Origin of the sequence: Streptomyces sp. Go-475 (assembly GCF_003330845.1) — a bacterium.
Classification (GTDB): domain Bacteria; phylum Actinomycetota; class Actinomycetes; order Streptomycetales; family Streptomycetaceae; genus Streptomyces.
The window spans coordinates 2,323,872-2,341,927 of the sequence record NZ_CP026121.1 but is presented as its reverse complement, the minus strand read 5'-3'; the positions used below and the strand labels follow the sequence as shown (position 1 = coordinate 2,341,927).

Here is an 18,056-nt window from a genome sequence, read left to right as displayed (position 1 = left end):
ACCCGGTCACGAAGGGACGCACGCCCGTGAGCCTCGCCGAACGGCACCCCCGCCCCGACGGACCCCCGAGGGGCCGCCCGAGAAGCGAGGCCGTCGAGCACGCCATCGTCGAGGGCGTGATGAAGCTCCTGGAGGAGGGCGTGCCGCTGGCGGAGCTGTCCATCGAGCGCATCGCCCGCACCGCCGGCGTCGGCAAGGCCACCATCTACCGCCGCTGGAGCGGCAAGGAGGAACTCTTCGTCGACGTCCTGCGCGCCGCCGAACCCGCCGACCCCCCGCTCCCCGGCACCTCGATGCGCGACGACCTCGTGGTCCTGCTGGAACAGGTGCGCCGGCGCGGTCTGGCCGGCCGCTCGTCGGCGATCCTGCACACCGTGCACGCCCAGATGAAGAGCAGCCCGAAGATCTGGGCGGCCTACGACCACACCGTCATCGCACCGCGCCGCCGCCTCGGGCTGGAGGTCCTGCGCCGCGGCCAGGAGAACGGCGAACTGCGCGCGGACGTCGACATCGAGCTGCTGAACGACCTGTTCGTCGCGCCGGTCCTCGTCCGGGCCGTCCTGCGCCCCGACGCCGACCTGCCCGACGACCTCGCCGAACAGGTCGTCGACACGCTCCTCGACGGTCTGCGGCCCGTCAGCTCACCGTCCGTCAGTTCGACGTCCCAGCAACCCTAGTGTGCGCGTTTCGTCACAGAGCGCGCTTTCCGTGGCCTTGATCGGAACTCCCCGCGGCGACTCGAACGTCATCGCCCCCGTACGGCCGTCGAGGGACGGCGGGAACGGAACGGATCATCCCCTAGGGTCGTAGACACGGGGGCGATGGTGTGCACGGCAGGCAGTGAGGCGACGGTATGGCGCAGCAGGCGTACATGACGGAGACGGACAACGGCGGCTCGGGGCCCGAGCACCGGGGAACCCGGCTTCGGCGCCTGTTCGACCGGCTGCTGGGACCCTGGCGGGGCGACCCACGGATCTGGCGGCGCGGGCTGCTCGTGGCCGCCTGCGCGGTGCTGCTGGCCGTGATCATGATCATGCACTCGCGCATCCCGAACACGATCGGCAACCTGGGCAGCCTCGTCGAGACGTTCCTGCCCTGGCTGGGACTCCTCGTGCCGGTGCTGCTCGTCCTCGCGGTGGTCCGCAGGTCGGCGACCGCGCTGATCGCGGTGGTGCTGCCGGCGCTGGTCTGGCTGAACCTGTTCGGCGGCCAGGTCAGCGACAAGACCGGGACCGGCGGCGACCTCACCGTGGCCACGCACAACGTCAACGCCGACAACCCCGACCCGGCCGGCACCGCCCGTGACGTGGCCGCATCCGGCGCGGACGTCCTCGCCCTGGAGGAACTGACCGCGAGCGCCGTGCCGACGTACGAGAAGGCGCTCGCCTCGACCTACCGCTACCACTCGGTGCAGGGCACGGTCGGGGTGTGGAGCAAGTACCCGCTGACCGATGTGCGGGCCGTCGACCTCGACATGGGCTGGACGCGCGCGATGCGCGCCACCGTGACCGCCCCGGCCGGCCAGGTCGCGGTCTACGTCGCCCACCTGCCGTCGGTGCGCGTGAAGATGGAGGCCGGCTTCACGGCCCGGCAGCGCGACCGGAGCGCCGACTACCTGGGCCACGCCATCGCCCGGGAACCGCTGAGGAACGTCGTCCTGCTCGGCGACCTGAACGGCACCATGAACGACCGCGCGCTCAACGCCGTCACCTCCCAGATGCGCTCCACGCAGGGCGCGGCCGGCAGCGGCTTCGGGTTCAGCTGGCCGGCGTCGTTCCCGATGGCGCGCATCGACCAGATCATGGTCCGGGGTCTGACGCCGGAGAGTTCCTGGACCCTCCCGCAGACCGGCAGCGACCATCTGCCCGTCGCGGCCCGTGTGAAGGTCGCCACAAGCGGTTCCTGAAAACCGCAGGTCAGGGCAGTTCGGCCAGGATCCGGCAACGACGGGTTCACCTCGCGGAATAGTGCGCCTGCGAGACTTTGTTCCGTACTTGAACATATGACGTACGGATCTCCACGCAAGTCTCGAAAGGTTCTTCATGCCCCTGGCCCCTGCTCGCCCTCGCCGTGGGTGCCTTCGGCATCGGCACCACCGAGTTCGTGATGATGGGGCTGCTGCCCGATGTCGCGGACGACCTGCACATCTCCATACCCGCCGCCGGCCATCTGGTGTCGGCGTACGCGCTCGGCGTCGTCATCGGCGCCCCGCTGCTGGCCGCGGTCACCGCGAAGATGTCCCGCCGCACGGTCCTCATCGGGCTGATGGGACTCTTCGTCGCGGGCAACGCCCTGTCGGCCCTCGCGCCCGACAACGGCTGGCTGCTGGCCGCCCGCTTCCTGAGCGGACTGCCGCACGGCGCCTTCTTCGGCGTGGGCGCCGTCGTCGCGACGAACATGGTCGCCCCCGAACGCAAGGCGCGCTCGGTCTCCCTGATGTTCCTCGGCCTGACGGTCGCGAACGTCGTGGGTGTGCCCGTCGCGACCCTCATGGGACAGCAGCTCGGCTGGCGGGCGACCTTCCTCGGCGTCAGCGCCATCGGCCTGGCGGCCATCGCCGCGCTCGCGTTCCTCATCCCGCACGACCACGAGCACGCCACCGCCAAGGGCCTGCGCGGCGAACTCGCCGCCCTGCGCTCCGTCCCGGTGTGGCTGTCGCTCGGCACGACGGTGGCGGGCTTCGGCGCGCTCTTCGCGGCCTACAGCTACATCACGCCGATGCTCACGGACGCCGCCGGCTACGCCGACGCCAGCGTCACCCTGCTGCTGGCCCTGTTCGGCGTCGGCGCCACCGCCGGCAACCTGCTGGGCGGCCGCCTGGCCGACCACTCCCTGCGCGGCACGCTGTTCGGCGGCCTGACCGCGCTGGTGGCGGTCCTGGCGCTGTTCCCGCTGCTGATGCGCGCGGAACTCACCGCCGCCGTCGCGGTGGTCCTGCTCGGCATGGCGGCCTTCGCCACCGGCTCCCCGCTCCAGCTGATGGTCATGGAGAAGGCCTCCTCGGCCCCGTCCCTGGCCTCCTCCGCCAACCAGGCCGCCTTCAACCTGGCCAACGCCGGCGGCGCCTGGATCGGCGGACTCGCCCTGGCCGCGGGCCTCGGCGTCACCTCCCCGGCCCTGGCCGGAGCGGCCCTGGCCGTCCTCGGCCTGGGCGTGGCGTCCCTGGCCGCGGTGGTGGACCGCCGCCGGGCTCCGGTCGCCGGGCGCGAGCGGGTCGTGGCGAGCCATGTCCCGCAGGAGGCGGAAACCGTGCACCACTGACCGCCGGCGCGGTGATGCCCGGGCGGCAGTCCGTAGGGAGGGTCCTACGGGCTGCCGCTCCGTCTGCCGGGGTCGAAGTCGAGGCCGGCGACACCGGTCCAGTCGGTGACCGGGCACAATCGGAACGATGTGTACCCGTTGCAGCGGTGATCTTGCGTTGCGTAGTGTCCCCGAGAATGAGCAGTCAGATACCGCCGACCTTCGTGCTGGTCCACGGCGCCTTCGCGAACTCCTTCTCCTTCGCCCCCCTCCAGGCCGAACTCGGCCTCCTCGGCCACCGCTCGGTCGCCGTCGACCTGCCCGGCCACGGTTTCGGGGCGAGCTACCCGCGCGCCTACCAGGCGCCGCAGGATCTCGACGGCCTCGCCACCGCGCCCGGCTCGATCAAGGGCGTCACCCTCGCCGACAACACCGCGCACCTGATCGGCGTCCTGGAGCGGGCCAAGGAGAACGGGCCGGTGATCCTGGTCTCCCACAGCCGGGGCGGCGTCACGGCCACCGCCGCGGCCAACGCCCGGCCGGACCTGATCGACCGCATCGTCTACGTGGCGGCCTGGTGCCCCGTCGCCCTGGACGTCGGCGACTACTACGCCGAGCCCGAGATGGCCACGGTCGACGCCGCGTCGCTGGGTCTGGCCATGGTCGGCGACCCGGCCGAACTCGGCCTGCTGCGCGTCAACTTCCGCACCTCGGATCCGAAGGCCCTCGCGGCGCTCAAGGCGGCCTTCCTCGCCGACGGCACCGACGACGAGTTCCTGACCTTCCTCAACACCTTCCAGCCCGACGAGAACCTGGACGTCGGCACCTCCGCCGACCGGGCGCAGGCCGCGACGTGGGGCCGCGTCCCGAAGACCTACGTGCGCCTGGCCGGGGACGCGAGTCTGCCGCTCGCCCTCCAGGACCGGCTGATCCGCGAGGGCGACGCGCTGACGCCGGACAACCCCTACGACGTCCGCACCCTCGAAGGCAGCCACCTGAAGTGGCTGACCGCCCCGGCACCGGCGGCCCGGGTCCTGGCCGAACTGGCCGAGCTCCCGCTGGGGCCCGCCTGATCAGCGGCGGCTGGTCAGGATTCGAGAAGCCGGTTCCCGGGAGCGCGGCTAGCGTCGCAGTCATGACCTCCCTCGCATCCGTCACCCTCGAGGTGGCCGACCCGACGGCCGCCGAACGCTTCTACGACACCGCCTTCGTCCTGGGCGGCCAGGTGCGCCTGCGGGCCTCGGACGCGCCGACCACCGGCTTCCGCGGGTTCACGCTGTCGCTCGTCGTCGCCCAGCCGGCCGACGTCGACGCCCTCGTCGACGCGGCCGTGGCGGCCGGCGCCACGACGCTGAAGCCCGCCGCCAAGTCGCTCTGGGGCTACGGGGGCGTCGTCCAGGCCCCGGACGGGACGATCTGGCAGATCGCGTCCTCGTCGAAGAAGAACACCGGCCCGGCGACCCGGCGCTTCGACGAGCTGGTGCTCCTGCTCGGCGTCGAGGACGTGAAGGCCAGCAAGCGGTTCTACGTCGAGCACGGCCTCACGGTCGGCAAGAGCTTCGGCGGCAAGTACGTCGAGTTCGCCACCGAGTCGGCCCCCGTCAAGCTGGCGCTGTACAAGCGCCGCGGCCTCGCCAAGGTCGCCGGCGTCTCCCCCGAGGGCAGCGGCTCGCACCGGCTCACGATCCACGGCGACGCCGGGCCGTTCACCGACCCGGACGGGTTCGTGTGGGCGACCGCCTCGGAGACGGCGTCGCTGTGACGGTGACACCGGCACACGGGCAGAGGTCCCCGAGGGGACCTCGGACCCGTCAGACCGACTCCCGCCAGCCGTTCGTGATCGGCAGCCGCCGGTCCTTGCCGAAGCCCTTCGGGGAGATCTTCGTGCCCGGCGGGTACTGGCGCCGTTTGTACTCGGCCGTGTCGACCATGCGCAGCGTCTTCGCGACCAGCTCCCGGTCGTAGCCGGCCGCCACGATCTCGTCCGCGCCCCGGTCACGGTCGACGTACAGCTCCAGGAGCGCGTCCAGCACCGGGTAGTCCGGCAGCGAGTCCGTGTCGACCTGGCCCGGGCGGAGTTCCGCGCTCGGGGGCTTGGTGATGGAGTTCTCGGGGATCGGCGGGGTCTGGCCGCGCTCCCGGGCGGCCCGGTTGCGCCACTCGGCCAGGCGGAAGACCGACGTCTTGTAGACGTCCTTGATGGGGCCGTACGCGCCGACGGAGTCGCCGTAGAGCGTCGAGTAGCCGACCGCCAGTTCCGACTTGTTGCCCGGGGCCAGGACGATGTGGCCCTCCTGGTTGGAGATCGCCATGAGCAGCGTGCCGCGCAGGCGCGACTGGAGGTTCTCCTCCGCCAGGCCCGTCAGGCCCAGCGAGCCCATGTAGGCGTCGAACATCGGCTCGATGGCGACCGTGCGGTAGTTCAGGCCCGTGCGGCGGGCCAGCTCGGCGGCGTCGTCCTTGGAGTGGTCCGAGGAGTACTTCGACGGCATCGACACGCCGTACACGTTCTGCGCGCCCAGCGCGTCGCACGCGATCGCCGCGACCAGCGAGGAGTCGATGCCGCCCGACAGGCCGATCAGGACGGACGTGAAGCCGTTCTTCGCGACGTACGCCCGCAGGCCCACGACCAGCGCCGAGTAGATCTCCTCGTCGTCGTCGAGGCGCTCCGCGTAGCCGCCCGTCAGCTCGGGCTCGTAGGCGGGCAGCGGCTCCTCCGACAGCACCACGCGGTCGATGCGCAGGCCGTCGTCGACCACGCCCGTCGGGGCGTCCGCGGCCGCCGCCGGCAGGTCCAGGTCCAGGACCACGCAGCCCTCGGCGAACTGCGGCGCCCGCGCCACGACCTCGCCGTCCTTGTCGACGACGATGGAGTCGCCGTCGAAGACCAGCTCGTCCTGGCCGCCGATCATGGCGAGGTACGCCGTGGTGCAGCCGGCCTCCTGGGCCCGCTTGCGGACCAGCTCCAGGCGCGTGTCGTCCTTGTCGCGCTCGTAGGGGGAGGCGTTGATCGAGAGCAGCAGGCCCGCCTTCGCCGAACGGGCGGCGGGGACGCGGCCGCCGTCCTGCCAGAGGTCCTCGCAGATGGCGAGGGCGACGTCCACGCCGTGGACGCGCAGGACCGGCATGCTGTCGCCGGGCACGAAGTAGCGGAACTCGTCGAAGACGCCGTAGTTCGGCAGGTGGTGCTTGGCGAAGTTCAGGACCACCTCGCCGCGGTACAGCACCGCCCCCGCGTTCTGCGGAGCGCCGGCCGGCTGGCCGTACTTGGGCTGCGCGGTCTCGCAGCGGTCGAGGTAGCCGACGACGACCGGCAGCTCACCGAAGCCCTCGTCGGCCAGGCGGGCGGCGAGACTCCTGAGCGCCGCGCGGGAGGCCTCCACGAAGGACGACCTGAGGGCCAGGTCCTCGACGGGGTACCCGGTCAGCACCATCTCCGGGAACGCGACGAGATGCGCTCCCTGCTCGGCGGAGTGCCGGGTCCAGCGGACGACCGACTCCGCGTTCCCGGCGAGGTCGCCGACGCTCGAGTCGATCTGGTTCAGGGCGAGACGTAGTTGAGGCACGGGCCCAGTGTAATCGTCAGAGCGACGCAATGGGGTGGTGTGGGTCACCCCACACCACCCCGGTCCCCTTGCGGTGGTCAGCGGCGCCGGTACGACTCGACGTAGCCGTTCGCGGGCGTGCCCACGCCGGTGACGTCGTCGTAGCCCTTGACGGCCTTCAGCGAGCTGTCCTTGCCCAGGCTGCGCACGGACGTGGCCAGTCCGCCTGTGGCGTCGTAGCCGTTCACGAAGTCGACGCGGGCGACGGCGAGGCCGGAGCCCGTCGGGTTGTCGGTGACGTCGTGGTAGACCTTCGAGCCGGACTTCGCGTAGATCGCCGGGTTGGCGAAGCCGATCGGCGTGCCGCCGCGGGCCTCCTGGGCCAGGGCCTGGATGGCCGCGATGGTCGGCGCGGCGAGCGAGGTGCCGCCGATGCGGTACTCGCTGTAGGCCTGCGTCCTGCCGTCGGGCATGGTCTGGGTCTGGCCCACCAGGAAGCCGGTGTTCGGGTCGGCGATGGCCGCGATGTCCGGGACGACCCGGTTGCCGTCGGGGCTGTTGGCCTTCGCCAGCGCCTCGGGCACCACACCCTGCTGGTAGGAGGGCTCGGCGACGGTCCTGCTGGTGCCGCCGCCCGCGCCGGAGGTGAAGGCGCCGGGGAAGTCCGTCCAGCTCCTGCCGTCGGCCGACAGGTTCGCCTTCTCGGTGCCCCAGCCGGTCTCCCACAGGTATGTGTCGTCCTTGCCGACGGCCAGCGAGGTGCCGCCGACGGCGGTGACCCACGCCGAGTTGGCCGGGGAGTCGACCTGCTTCGTCCCGGAGCTGGCGACCTCGTCACCGTCGTCGCCGGAGGAGAAGTAGAAGCCGATGCCCTCGACCGCGCCCAGCTGGAACACCTGGTCGTAGGCGGCCGCGATGTCGGGGGTCTGGGCGGCCTCGATCTCGCCCCAGGAGTTGGAGACGATGTCGGCCAGGTGGTGGTCGACGACCTTGCCGAGCGCGTCGAGCAGGTCGCTGTCCGTGCAGGACGCGGCGCCCACGTACGTGACGTCCGCGGCCGGGGCCACCGCGTGCACGGCCTCGACGTCCAGGGTCTCCTCGCCGTACCAGCCGGCGGCCGAGCAGTCCTTGGTGTTCGTGTACTTCTTGGGCAGCACCTGGCGCAGCTGGCCGGTCTTCCACGCCGCGTCGCCGTGCTTGCCGGCGTAGGTGCCCGCGTCGTAGGCGATGGTCGGGGAGGCGTACGCGTCCGTGATGGCGACCCGGACGCCCTTGCCGGTGCGGGTGCCCGCGCCGTAGGCGGCCCGCAGCTCGCTTGCCCGTGTAGCCCTTGATCGCGTACGGGATCTTGCCGCCGTACGCGTCGGGCAGCGTGCTCGCGGTCTTCGAGCCGTAGTACGAGGAGAAGGGCCCGGCGTTGCGGAACACGGTGTCCGGCGGCGGCAGCCGGTCGTCGTGCGTGGCCATGTGGGGCGCGTTGTCCAGGCCGGTCACGGTCAGCACGGCGTCGGCGAGGCCGGCCGGCACGGAGGCGGTGCTCGCCGGCGCGCGGTAGGTCCGCGCGCCCTTGGCGAAGTTGTGCAGCTGGGTGCCGAACGCCTTCTCGGCGGCGGCCACGTCACCGGTGACGGAGACGTAGTGCGGCGTGACGCCCGTGACCTTCAGGCCGGCGGACGTGAGCCAGGCCTTCACGGCCGCCACCTGGGCCTTGGTCGCGCCGAAGCGGGCCTGGGCCTTCCGGGCGCTCAGATACTTGCCGTAGGAGGCCGACTTCGGGTCGGAGACGGCCTTGGCGTACGCGGCGAGGCCGGCGGCGTCCCTGCCGGCGAGGTAGACCCGGGCGGAGATCGTGGCGTCGTCGGAGGTGGCGCCCTGGTCCGCCTTGGCCGTGGCCCACGCGGGCCGGGTCCCGGCCAGCAGGTCGCGGAGCGGGTGGTCGGCGGCGTGCGCCGCGGGTATGCCGAGCGCCAGCGCTCCGGCGAGCATCGGCAGAGTCACTGCCATGCTCACCCCGGCGCGCACCGTGGCGCGGTTGGATCTCATGGAACCCCCTGTGCGGTTCGTCGCGAGTGGATCACTCGACGAGCGCCACTCTTTCGACGAACCGTTCATGCAAGGGGAATACGAAACCCAAGAAGCGTTCTAGCGAGGCCAAGAAGACCCCAAGGAGCCGCTGGCAAAGGCGATTTGAGGCTTACGCCCTAGGAACGCGGCGCGGCGCCCCGGGCCTTGAGCAGGTCTGTCATCAGGCCGATCTCCGACTGCTGCGCGTCCACCATGCCCTGCGCGAGCCGCTTCTCCACGCCGACCCGGCACTTCCGCACGCAGCCCTCGGCCATGTGGATGCCGCCCTTGTGATGGTCCGTCATCAACTGGAGGTAGTAGACCTCCGCCTGCTTCCCGCTGAGCTCGCCGAGCTTCTTCATCTCGGTGTTGGTCGCCATGCCCGGCATCAGCGCGCCGTCCTTGCCGGAGGCCATGTCGCCCATGCCCATCCAGGTCATCGGCGGTTCGGAGGACACCTTGGGCAGGCCCCACAGGTCGAGCCAGCCCAGCATCATGCCGCGCTGGTTGGCCTGCGTCTGCGCGATGTCGTACGCGAGGCGCCGCACCTCCTCGTCCTTCGTGCGGTCGCGCACGATGTACGACATCTCCACGGCCTGCTGGTGGTGCACCGCCATGTCCCGCGCGAACCCGGCGTCGGCGGACTCGGCGGAGGGGGTCGTGGTGCCGCCGTCGTCCCCGGCGACGGCGTAGGTGATCGCGCCGGCCGCGACGAGCGCCGCCGCCGCGGCCCCGGCGATCAGAGCCACGTGCCTCACTGCGACAGCCCGTTCGTGCAGGCGGCACCCGGCTCGGGCGTCTGCTCGCCCTGGACGAACTTCTCGAAGAACTTGTCGACGTTCGGGTCGTCGGCGCCCGTCACCGTGCGCTGGTGGCCCCACGCCGAGAGCATGATCGGGTCCTTCTGGTCGTCCAGCGGGCTCATCAGCGTGTACGGCGTCTTCTTCACCTTCGCCGCGAGCGCGTCGACGTCGGACTTCTTCGCGTCGGCGTTGTACGTCACCCACACCGCGCCGTGCTCCAGCGAGTGCACGGCGTTGGTGTTGTTGATCTCCTTGGTGTAGACGTCGCCGTTGCAGTTCATCCACACCTGGTTGTGGTCGCCGCCGACCGGCGGCTCGGAGGCGTACTTCACGGCCTTGGTGACGTGGTTGCGGGAGAGCTTGCCCTCCCAGGTCTTCACGCCGTCCTTGCCGGTGACGAACTTGCCCTTGCCCGAGGAGTCACTCGCCGCGGTGTCACTGCCCTTGTCGTCCTGGGACCGCACGAGCACGACGCCGCCGGCGACCAGGCCACCGACGATCACGACGCTGGCCGCGATGGTGAGGATCCGGTTGCGGCGCTCACGGGCCTGCTCGGCGCGCCGCATCTCCTCTATTCGCGCCTTGCGTGCCGTGCTGCTCTTCTTGGCCGAGCCCATGAGGTGTCCTTCGAGGGGAAAGTGACGGTCGGGTGGGCTGATCGTAATGGGAGAGGCGGGGCGTCTCGTAGGGCGGCCGCGGGAATGGGCCGAATCGATACGGCACCGACAGCTCCCCGACAGCTCGGAAAAGTCGGGGTCCGGATAATTTGAACCGCGGATTCGCATTACCTACGCTGCGGGCATGCGGCTGCTGCGCTCCACCGACCTGGCCCTGCGGGTCCTGATGCGGCTCGCCGTCGCGGGCGAGTCGAGTCCGACGACCCGGGGCGTCGCCGAGGGCATGGGCGTGCCCTACACCCACCTGGCGAAGGTGGTCGCCGAGCTCCAGCACATGGGCCTGCTCGCGGCCCGGCGCGGCCGCGGCGGCGGCCTCACCCTCACCGAGCGGGGCCGGACGGCCTCGGTGGGCGCCGTGGTCCGCGCCTTCGAGGGTGCCGGCGACGTCGTCGACTGCGAGGGTCCCGTCCCCTGCCCCCTGAACTCCGCCTGCCGGCTGCGCGGCGCCCTGCGCCGGGCCCAGGAGGCGTTCTTCGCCTCCCTGGACCCGGTCACGGTGGCGGACATCGTGGCGGAGCCGACCGGTGCGCTGCTGCTGGGGATCGCGCGGCAGCCCGGCCCCCCGCCCTCCTGACCCTCAGGCCTGTCCCGCCAGCCAGAGGTCCGGGCCGAAGACCTCGTAGTGGATGTCGGCCGGTGCCACGCCCCCGGCGATCAGCCGTGACCGGACCGCGCGCATGAAGGGCAGCGGGCCGCACAGGTACGCGCGCGTGCCCGGGGCGAGCGGGACACCGGTGAGGTCGACCAGGCCGGAGCGGGCCCCGGAGGGGGCGTCCTGCTCGTACCAGAGGTGGACGACCGAGTCCGGCAGCTTGGCGGCGTAGGTCTCGTGGTCGGTGCGCAGGGCGTGTGTGGCGGGTGAGCGGTCGCCGTGGACGACGGTGACCGGGGCGCGGTGGCCCGAGTCGGCGAGGTGGGCCAGCATCGCGGTGATCGGGGTGATGCCGATGCCCGCCGAGGCCAGCAGCAGGGGCGTGTCGGGGCCGGCGTCCAGGACGAGGTCGCCGTACGGCTCGGACAGCTGAAGGACGTCGCTCACCCGCACGCGCGCGTGGAGGTGGTTCGAGACCTCGCCGTCGGGGGTGCCGCCGCCCCGCACGCGTTTGACGCTGATCTGCCTCAGGGCCGGGCCGGGTGCCCCGGAGAGGCTGTACTGCCGTATCTGGCGGGCGCCGTCCGGGAGGGCGACGCGGACGGAGACGTACTGGCCTGCGAGGAACTCCCGCACCGGACCGCCGTCGGCGGGCCGCAGCCGGAACGTGGCGACGTCCGGGGTCTCGGCGACCCGCTCGACGACCTCCCAGGGCCGCCAGACGGGACCGCCGCGCTCCTCGCCGAGCCGCTTCTCGACGGCGATCAGGGCGTTCGCCATCAGCCAGTAGACCTCGTCCCAGGCGGCGGCGACCTCGGGGGTGACGGCGTCACCCAGCACGTCGGCGATGGCGGCGAACAGGTGCTCGTGGACGATGCCGTACTGCTCGGGCGTGACGCCGAGCGAGGCGTGCTTGTGGGCGATGCGGTGCAGCATCGCGTCCGGCCGCTGCTCCGGATGGTCCAGCAGGTGCGCGGCGAAGGCGGCCATGGAACCGGCGAGCGCCTGCCGCTGGGTGCCGGAGGCCTGGTTGCCCCGGTTGAACAGGTCGCGCAGCAGTTCGGGACGGGCCGCGAACAGTCCGACGTAGAAGCGCTCGGTGATCGTGCCGAGGGCCGCGCCGACGGCGGGGAGGGTGGCGCGGACGGTGGTGGCGGACTGCTCGGACAGCATCGGGGCTCCTCCAGGCTCGACTGCCGCGCACGCTATTTAAAGTTGCATCTCGGATGCAAATTAAGTGAGCGGGGCGGCGACGGGGACCGGCCGTTACGGATGTCGGTGCGAGCAGGCACTATGGGCGGAAGAGCAGTTCACCCGCCGTACGTGAGGCGTTCGACCCCGGGTCGGCCGGGCGATCATGGTGCGCAACGCGTACGAAATGGTGGTGTGGTGGGATGCTCAGGTGCCCGACCGCCTCCCGTGGTACGGAAGACAGGCGGCCTGACCAGCAAGGATGGGGAAGCGGAAGATGGACAAGCAGCAGGAGTTCGTGCTCCGGACCTTGGAGGAGCGCGACATCCGGTTCGTACGCCTGTGGTTCACGGACGTGCTGGGCTTCCTCAAGTCCGTCGCCGTGGCCCCGGCCGAACTGGAACAGGCCTTCGACGAGGGCATCGGCTTCGACGGCTCCGCGATCGAGGGCTTCGCCCGGGTCTACGAGTCCGACATGATCGCCAAGCCGGACCCGTCGACCTTCCAGATCCTGCCCTGGCGCGCGGAGGCCCCGGGCACGGCGCGCATGTTCTGCGACATCCTCATGCCGGACGGCTCCCCGTCCTTCGCCGACCCGCGCTACGTGCTCAAGCGCGCCCTGGCCCGCGCCTCCGACCTGGGGTTCACGTTCTACACGCACCCGGAGATCGAGTTCTTCCTGCTGAAGGACCGCCCGCTGGACGGCTCCCGCCCGACCCCGGCCGACAACTCCGGCTACTTCGACCACACCCCGACCAACGTCGGCATGGACTTCCGCCGCCAGGCGATCACGATGCTGGAGTCGATGGGCATCTCGGTCGAGTTCTCCCACCACGAGGGCGCGCCCGGCCAGCAGGAGATCGACCTGCGCTACGCCGACGCGCTCTCCACGGCCGACAACGTCATGACGTTCCGCCTGGTCATGAAGCAGGTGGCGCTGGAGCAGGGCGTGCACGCGACGTTCATGCCGAAGCCGTTCTCCGAACACCCGGGCAGCGGCATGCACACGCACCTGTCCCTCTTCGAGGGCGACCGCAACGCCTTCTACGAGTCCGGCTCGGAGTACCAGCTGTCCAAGGTGGGCCGCTCCTTCATCGCGGGCCTGCTGCGGCACGCGGCGGAGATCTCCGCCGTCACCAACCAGTGGGTCAACTCCTACAAGCGCATCTGGGGCGGCGCGGAGCGCACGGCGGGCGCGGGCGGCGAGGCGCCGTCGTACATCTGCTGGGGCCACAACAACCGCTCGGCCCTGGTCCGTGTCCCGATGTACAAGCCCGGCAAGACCGGCTCGGCGCGGGTCGAGGTCCGCTCCCTGGACTCGGGCGCGAACCCGTACCTGGCCTACGCCGTCCTCCTGGCCGCCGGCCTGAAGGGCATCGAGGAGGGCTACGAGCTCCCGCCGGGCGCCGAGGACGACGTGTGGGCCCTCTCCGACGCCGAGCGCCGCGCGATGGGCATCGAGCCGCTCCCGCAGAACCTGGGCGAGGCGCTGACCCTGATGGAACGCAGCGACCTGGTCGCCGAGACCCTCGGCGAACACGTCTTCGACTTCTTCCTGCGCAACAAGCGGCAGGAGTGGGAGGAGTACCGCAGCGAGGTCACGGCGTTCGAGCTGCGGAAGAACCTTCCGGCGCTGTAAGCGCGGTCAGCTTTCCCACTGGAGCGAAGCCGAGGCCGAGGGTCGTGGACCGTCGGCCTCAGCGCAGAGGGGCCTGCCGGGAGCCGTCCCGGGGATCAGCCCTGCTGCCGCTTCAGCGTCGCCAGCAGTTCGTGGAGCGGCTCCGTCGCCCGTCGCCGGTACTCCTGGACCGCCCAGCCGTTGCCGTCCGGGTCCCGGAAGTGCATGAACGTGGCGCCGTCGTCCGGTGCGTACTGGACCGGCTCCGAGACGTCGAGGCCGCGGGCGACCAGTTCCGCGTGGGCCGCCTTGATGTCGGCGACGCACAGTTGCAGGCCCTGGTAGGAGCCGGGGGCGGGGGTGGGGCCCGGGGTCATCTGCCAGATGGAGTCGCCGAGGGCGATCGAGCAGCCGGAGCCGGGAGGCGTCAGCTGGACGATCCGCATGCCGGGCATGACCTCCTGGTCGATGTCCACGTGGAAGCCGACCTTGTCCCGGTAGAAGTCCCGGGCCCGGTCGATGTCGGTCACGGGCAGCGGGACGACTTCGAGGGTGAAGTCCATGGCATGACTCCTTCGTCAGGCGGCACAAGGCGGCTTCGTCAGGCGGCGGCAGGCATCAGGTGAACCGCCACCGCGTCTGGCTGAACGGCTCCCCCTTACCGAAGCCGAAGACGGTCTCCGGCGCCACCGAGTAGACGGCCGCTCGACCCGCGCCGTGGTGGAAATGGCCCTCCCGTACCTCGAAGTGCCAGAAACCGCCGTACTTGGCCTCCCACGCCGCGGCCAGTTCGCGTAGCCGCCCGTCGTCGGTCACGCGGGTCGCCTCGCCCTCCACCACCAGGTCGTAGCCCCGGTTCCAGGTGTTCGTGCCGGTGGTCAGCACGACGTGCGGGTTCTCCGCGAGGTTCCTCGCCTTGCGTTCCTCCGGGCCCGTGCAGAAGTGCAGGGCGCCGCCCGACCAGACCGCGGGCAGCGGGGTGACGTGCGGGCGGCCGTCCGGCCGTACCGTCGAGATCCAGAACAGCTCGGCCGCCGCGAGCCGCGCCTCGGCCTCCTGCCAGTCGGTCGCGGTGGCCGTCTTGTCGCTGTAGCGGCGGTCCAGGCGGGTCCGCGGGTGCAGGGTGGTCATGAGCGTCCTCCCGGTCCGTGCTCTCACTGGTGCAGACCCCGTCCGCCTGCCGAACTCATCGGCGCTCGCCCAGGTCTGTGCGGTTAGGCTCAAGCCGTACGACCTTGATCCGATGCAGGCCCGAGAAAGAGTGCGAGGGAGGCCCGGATGACGGCGGCCCCGGGGCGCAGGAGCAGTACCTTCACGCGGCTGCTGCGGCACGGCTTCACCGACGCCTCCGCCGCCGAGCGGCTCCTGGACAGCGTCGAGCTCGCACCGCTGCGCGACGACCCGGTGCTGCTGGAGGCACTGGGCGCGACCGCCGACCCCGATCTCGCGCTGCTCGGGCTGGTCCGGCTGCTGGAGGCCCAGCCGAACCCCGGCGCCCGCCGGGAACTGCTCGACACCCTGATCGCGGCCAAGCCGCTGCGCGACCGGCTGCTCGGGGTGCTCGGCGCCTCCACCGCCCTCGCCGACCACCTCACCCGCCACCCGGAGGACTGGCAGGCCCTCGTGACGTACGAGTCGCGGGACCTGCACCCCGGGGTGGAGGAGTTCGAGGCGGGACTGGCGGGGGTCACCGACCCGGTGTCCCTGCGCGTCGCCTACCGGCGCTGCCTGCTGTCCATCGCCGCCCGGGACGTGTGCGGCACGACCGGTGTCGCCGAGTCCGCCGCCGAACTGGCCGACCTCGCCACCGCCACCCTGCGCGCCGCCCTCGCCCTGGCCGAGGAGGCCGCGCCCGAGGACGCCGCGCTGTGCCGGCTCGCGGTCATCGCGATGGGCAAGTGCGGCGGCCACGAGCTGAACTACGTCTCCGACGTGGACGTCATCTTCGTCGGGGAGGCCGCCGAGGGGGCCGACGAGACCAAGGCGATCCGGGCCGCGACCCGGCTGGCCTCGCACATGATGCGGATCTGCTCGGAGACCACGGTCGAGGGCTCCATCTGGCCCGTGGACGCCAACCTCCGCCCCGAGGGCAGGAACGGCCCGCTCGTGCGGACGCTCTCCAGCCACCTCGCCTACTACCAGCGCTGGGCCAAGACCTGGGAGTTCCAGGCGCTGCTCAAGGCCCGCCCGGTCGCCGGTGACCTCGACCTCGGCGAGGAGTACGTCGCCGCCGTCCAGCCGCTGGTGTGGAAGGCCGCCGAGCGCGAGAACTTCGTCCCCGACGTGCAGAAGATGCGCCGCCGGGTCGTGGAGAACATCCCCGCCGCCGAGGTCGACCGCCAGCTGAAGCTGGGCCCGGGCGGCCTGCGGGACGTCGAGTTCGCCGTGCAGCTGCTCCAGCTGGTGCACGGCCGCGCCGACACCTCGCTGCGCAGCGGCACCACCCTCGACGCGCTCAAGGCCCTCGCCGCCGGCGGTTACGTGGGCCGGGCCGACGCCGCCCAGCTCGACGAGGCGTACCGCTTCCTGCGCTCCATGGAGCACCGCATCCAGCTGTTCCGGCTGCGCCGCACCCACCTCGTCCCGGAGGACGAGGCCGAGCTGCGCCGCATCGGCCGCTCCCTGGGCCTGCGCGCCGACCCGGTCGCCGACCTGCACCGCGAGTGGCGCCGGCACGCCACCGTCGTACGGCGCCTGCACGAGAAGCTGTTCTACCGGCCGCTGCTCGACGCGGTCGCCCAGCTCGCCACCGGCGAGGCCCGGCTGAGCGCCGAGGCGGCCCGGGAGCGCCTGGTCGCCCTCGGCTACGACGACCCGGCCTCCGCGCTGCGCCACCTGGAGGCGCTGGCGTCCGGCGTCACCCGCAAGGCCGCCATCCAGCGCACCCTGCTGCCCGTCATGCTGGGCTGGTTCGCCGACTCGGCCGACCCGGACGCGGGCCTGCTCAACTTCCGCAAGGTGTCGGACGCGCTCGGCAAGACGCCCTGGTACCTGCGGCTGTTGCGGGACGAGGGCGCCGCCGCGCAGAACCTCGCCCGGGTGCTGTCCGCCGGCCGCCTCGCGCCGGACCTGCTGATGCGCGCGCCGGAGGCGGTGGCGCTGCTCGGCGACGGGGACGGCGGCGGGCTGGAACCCCGGTCCCGCGCCCACCTGGAGCAGGAGATACTCGCCGCCGTGAACCGGGCCGACGGAGCCGCCCAGGCGGTCACGGCCGCCCGTGGTGTGCGCCGCCGCGAACTGTTCCGTACGGCCGCCGTCGACATCGTCGGCTCCTACGGCACCGAGGAGCAGCCCGCCGAGGCCGACCAGGGCGCCCTGGTGGACCGGGTCGGGGCGGCTGTGTCGGACCTGACCGCCGCGACGCTGGCCGGCACGCTCCGCGCTGTCGTCCGGGACGGCTGGGGCGAGGACCTGCCCACCCGGTTCGCGATCATCGGCATGGGCCGGTTCGGCGGCCACGAACTGGGCTACGGCTCCGACGCGGACGTGCTGTTCGTGCACGAGCCGCGCGACGGCGTCGAGGAGCGGGAGGCGTCCCAGGCGGCCAGCAAGGTCGTCTCCGAGATGCGCCGCCTGCTCCAGCTCCCCAGTGCCGACCCGCCCCTGCTCATCGACGCCGACCTGCGCCCGGAGGGCAAGTCCGGGCCGCTCGTGCGCACACTCACGTCGTACGAGGCGTACTACCGCCGGTGGTCGCTGACGTGGGAGTCGCACGCGCTGCTGCGGGCGGAACCCGTCGCCGGGGACGAGGACCTGGGCCGCCGCTTCATCGAGCTGATCGACCCGCTGCGCTATCCGGCGGGCGGGCTCGCCGACGAGGCCGTGCGGGAGATCCGGCGGCTGAAGGCCCGGATGGAGTCCGAGCGGCTGCCGCGCGGCGCCGACCCGAAACTGCACGCCAAGCTCGGTCCGGGCGGCCTGTCCGACGTGGAGTGGACCGTCCAGCTGCTGCAACTGCGGCACGGCTCGGCGGAGCCGGGCCTGCGCACCACCCGCACCCGCGAGGCCCTGGCGGCCGCCCGCGCGGCCGGGCTCATCACGGACGAGGACGCGGCGATCCTGGACGAGGCCTGGGTCCTCGCGACCCGCGTCCGCAACGCGGTGATGCTGGTCCGCGGCCGGGCCGGGGACACGTTCCCCACGGACTCCCGTGAACTGGCCGCAGTGGGGCGTTACCTGGGCTACGGCCCGGGCCACGCCGGCGACATGCTCGACGCGTACCGGCGGACGGCCCGCCGGGCGCGGGCCGTGGTGGAGGAGCTGTTCTACGGGGTGGCCGAACGCTGAGGGCCGCGAGAAGGCTCGGGGCCGCATCCACACGCGGCG

General features: G+C 72.0%; 14 protein-coding genes and 1 pseudogene. 8 read left to right on the top strand and 7 right to left on the bottom strand.

Annotated elements, in window-relative coordinates; all coding sequences use genetic code 11:
• The first annotated feature begins 26 nt into the window (after positions 1-26).
• The 5 genes from C1703_RS10705 to C1703_RS10685 all read left to right on the top strand — a co-directional run bounded on the left by C1703_RS10705 (position 27) and on the right by C1703_RS10685 (position 5,002).
• Complete coding sequence (locus C1703_RS10705) at positions 27-677, top strand: TetR/AcrR family transcriptional regulator (RefSeq protein WP_198678135.1); 651 nt, start codon at positions 27-29, stop codon at positions 675-677.
• A 176-nt stretch (positions 678-853) separates the two neighbouring features.
• The gene (locus C1703_RS10700; protein WP_114251775.1) at positions 854-1,906 is read left to right on the top strand and encodes an endonuclease/exonuclease/phosphatase family protein; all 1,053 of its coding nucleotides are present in this window, start codon (positions 854-856) and stop codon (positions 1,904-1,906) included.
• 164 nt (positions 1,907-2,070) lie between these two features.
• Complete coding sequence (locus C1703_RS10695; protein ID WP_269803201.1) at positions 2,071-3,261, top strand: MFS transporter; 1,191 nt, start codon at positions 2,071-2,073, stop codon at positions 3,259-3,261.
• Positions 3,262-3,437: 176 nt separating this feature from the next.
• A complete protein-coding gene (locus C1703_RS10690; protein WP_114251771.1) occupies positions 3,438-4,313 on the top strand; it encodes an alpha/beta hydrolase in 876 nt (291 codons plus the stop codon).
• Positions 4,314-4,375: 62 nt separating this feature from the next.
• A complete protein-coding gene (locus C1703_RS10685) occupies positions 4,376-5,002 on the top strand; it encodes a glyoxalase (protein ID WP_114251769.1) in 627 nt (208 codons plus the stop codon).
• A gap of 49 nt (positions 5,003-5,051) precedes the next feature.
• On the opposite strand, the gene C1703_RS10680 is transcribed toward C1703_RS10685, so the two are convergent.
• From C1703_RS10680 to C1703_RS10665, 4 genes and pseudogenes are all read right to left on the bottom strand, one after another.
• The gene (locus tag C1703_RS10680; RefSeq protein ID WP_114251768.1) at positions 5,052-6,806 is read right to left on the bottom strand and encodes an NAD+ synthase; all 1,755 of its coding nucleotides are present in this window, start codon (positions 6,804-6,806) and stop codon (positions 5,052-5,054) included.
• Positions 6,807-6,883: 77 nt separating this feature from the next.
• Positions 6,884-8,828, bottom strand: a pseudogene (locus C1703_RS10675) (S53 family peptidase).
• 158 nt (positions 8,829-8,986) lie between these two features.
• On the bottom strand, positions 8,987-9,607 hold the full coding sequence (locus C1703_RS10670; protein ID WP_114251766.1) for a DUF305 domain-containing protein: 621 nt from the start codon (positions 9,605-9,607) through the stop codon (positions 8,987-8,989).
• Positions 9,604-10,269 (bottom strand): DUF3105 domain-containing protein, encoded by a 666-nt coding sequence (locus tag C1703_RS10665; protein WP_114251764.1) that lies wholly within the window; start codon positions 10,267-10,269, stop codon positions 9,604-9,606. Before C1703_RS10665 ends, C1703_RS10670 begins: the two co-directional genes overlap by 4 nt.
• Positions 10,270-10,453: 184 nt before the next feature.
• Between C1703_RS10665 and C1703_RS10660 the strand changes: the two genes are divergently transcribed.
• Entirely contained in the window at positions 10,454-10,903 is a 450-nt protein-coding gene (locus C1703_RS10660; protein ID WP_114251762.1) for an Rrf2 family transcriptional regulator, read from the top strand.
• A 3-nt stretch (positions 10,904-10,906) separates the two neighbouring features.
• Here the strand turns inward: C1703_RS10660 and C1703_RS10655 are convergent, their stop codons facing one another.
• A complete protein-coding gene (locus C1703_RS10655) occupies positions 10,907-12,094 on the bottom strand; it encodes a globin domain-containing protein (protein ID WP_114251759.1) in 1,188 nt (395 codons plus the stop codon).
• Between the two features lie 295 nt (positions 12,095-12,389).
• On the opposite strand from C1703_RS10655, the gene glnA reads away from it, so the two are divergent.
• Positions 12,390-13,751, top strand: coding sequence for a type I glutamate--ammonia ligase (gene glnA, locus C1703_RS10650; protein WP_114257364.1), 1,362 nt, complete (start codon positions 12,390-12,392; stop codon positions 13,749-13,751).
• A gap of 95 nt (positions 13,752-13,846) precedes the next feature.
• Here the strand turns inward: glnA and C1703_RS10645 are convergent, their stop codons facing one another.
• Both C1703_RS10645 and C1703_RS10640 read right to left on the bottom strand, forming a co-directional pair.
• Positions 13,847-14,293 (bottom strand): VOC family protein, encoded by a 447-nt coding sequence (locus C1703_RS10645; protein ID WP_114251757.1) that lies wholly within the window; start codon positions 14,291-14,293, stop codon positions 13,847-13,849.
• A gap of 55 nt (positions 14,294-14,348) precedes the next feature.
• Complete coding sequence (locus tag C1703_RS10640; protein WP_114251755.1) at positions 14,349-14,861, bottom strand: pyridoxamine 5'-phosphate oxidase family protein; 513 nt, start codon at positions 14,859-14,861, stop codon at positions 14,349-14,351.
• 147 nt (positions 14,862-15,008) lie between these two features.
• Between C1703_RS10640 and C1703_RS10635 the strand changes: the two genes are divergently transcribed.
• Positions 15,009-18,017, top strand: a complete 3,009-nt coding sequence (locus C1703_RS10635; protein ID WP_114251754.1) for a bifunctional [glutamine synthetase] adenylyltransferase/[glutamine synthetase]-adenylyl-L-tyrosine phosphorylase — start codon at positions 15,009-15,011, stop codon at positions 18,015-18,017.
• Positions 18,018-18,056: the final 39 nt, after the last annotated feature.

What these genes read in the sequence shown, in the direction of transcription:
- C1703_RS10690 (WP_114251771.1), top strand. Translation starts at nt 3,438, where the DNA reads ATGAGCAGTCAGATACCGCCGACCTTCGTGCTGGTCCACGGCGCCTTC.
- C1703_RS10685 (WP_114251769.1), top strand. Translation starts at nt 4,376, where the DNA reads ATGACCTCCCTCGCATCCGTCACCCTCGAGGTGGCCGACCCGACGGCC.
- C1703_RS10640 (WP_114251755.1), bottom strand. Translation starts at nt 14,861, where the DNA reads ATGACCACCCTGCACCCGCGGACCCGCCTGGACCGCCGCTACAGCGAC.
- glnA (WP_114257364.1), top strand. Translation starts at nt 12,390, where the DNA reads ATGGACAAGCAGCAGGAGTTCGTGCTCCGGACCTTGGAGGAGCGCGAC.
- C1703_RS10655 (WP_114251759.1), bottom strand. Translation starts at nt 12,094, where the DNA reads ATGCTGTCCGAGCAGTCCGCCACCACCGTCCGCGCCACCCTCCCCGCC.
- C1703_RS10665 (WP_114251764.1), bottom strand. Translation starts at nt 10,269, where the DNA reads ATGGGCTCGGCCAAGAAGAGCAGCACGGCACGCAAGGCGCGAATAGAG.
- C1703_RS10660 (WP_114251762.1), top strand. Translation starts at nt 10,454, where the DNA reads ATGCGGCTGCTGCGCTCCACCGACCTGGCCCTGCGGGTCCTGATGCGG.
- C1703_RS10635 (WP_114251754.1), top strand. Translation starts at nt 15,009, where the DNA reads ATGACGGCGGCCCCGGGGCGCAGGAGCAGTACCTTCACGCGGCTGCTG.
- C1703_RS10645 (WP_114251757.1), bottom strand. Translation starts at nt 14,293, where the DNA reads ATGGACTTCACCCTCGAAGTCGTCCCGCTGCCCGTGACCGACATCGAC.
- C1703_RS10700 (WP_114251775.1), top strand. Translation starts at nt 854, where the DNA reads ATGGCGCAGCAGGCGTACATGACGGAGACGGACAACGGCGGCTCGGGG.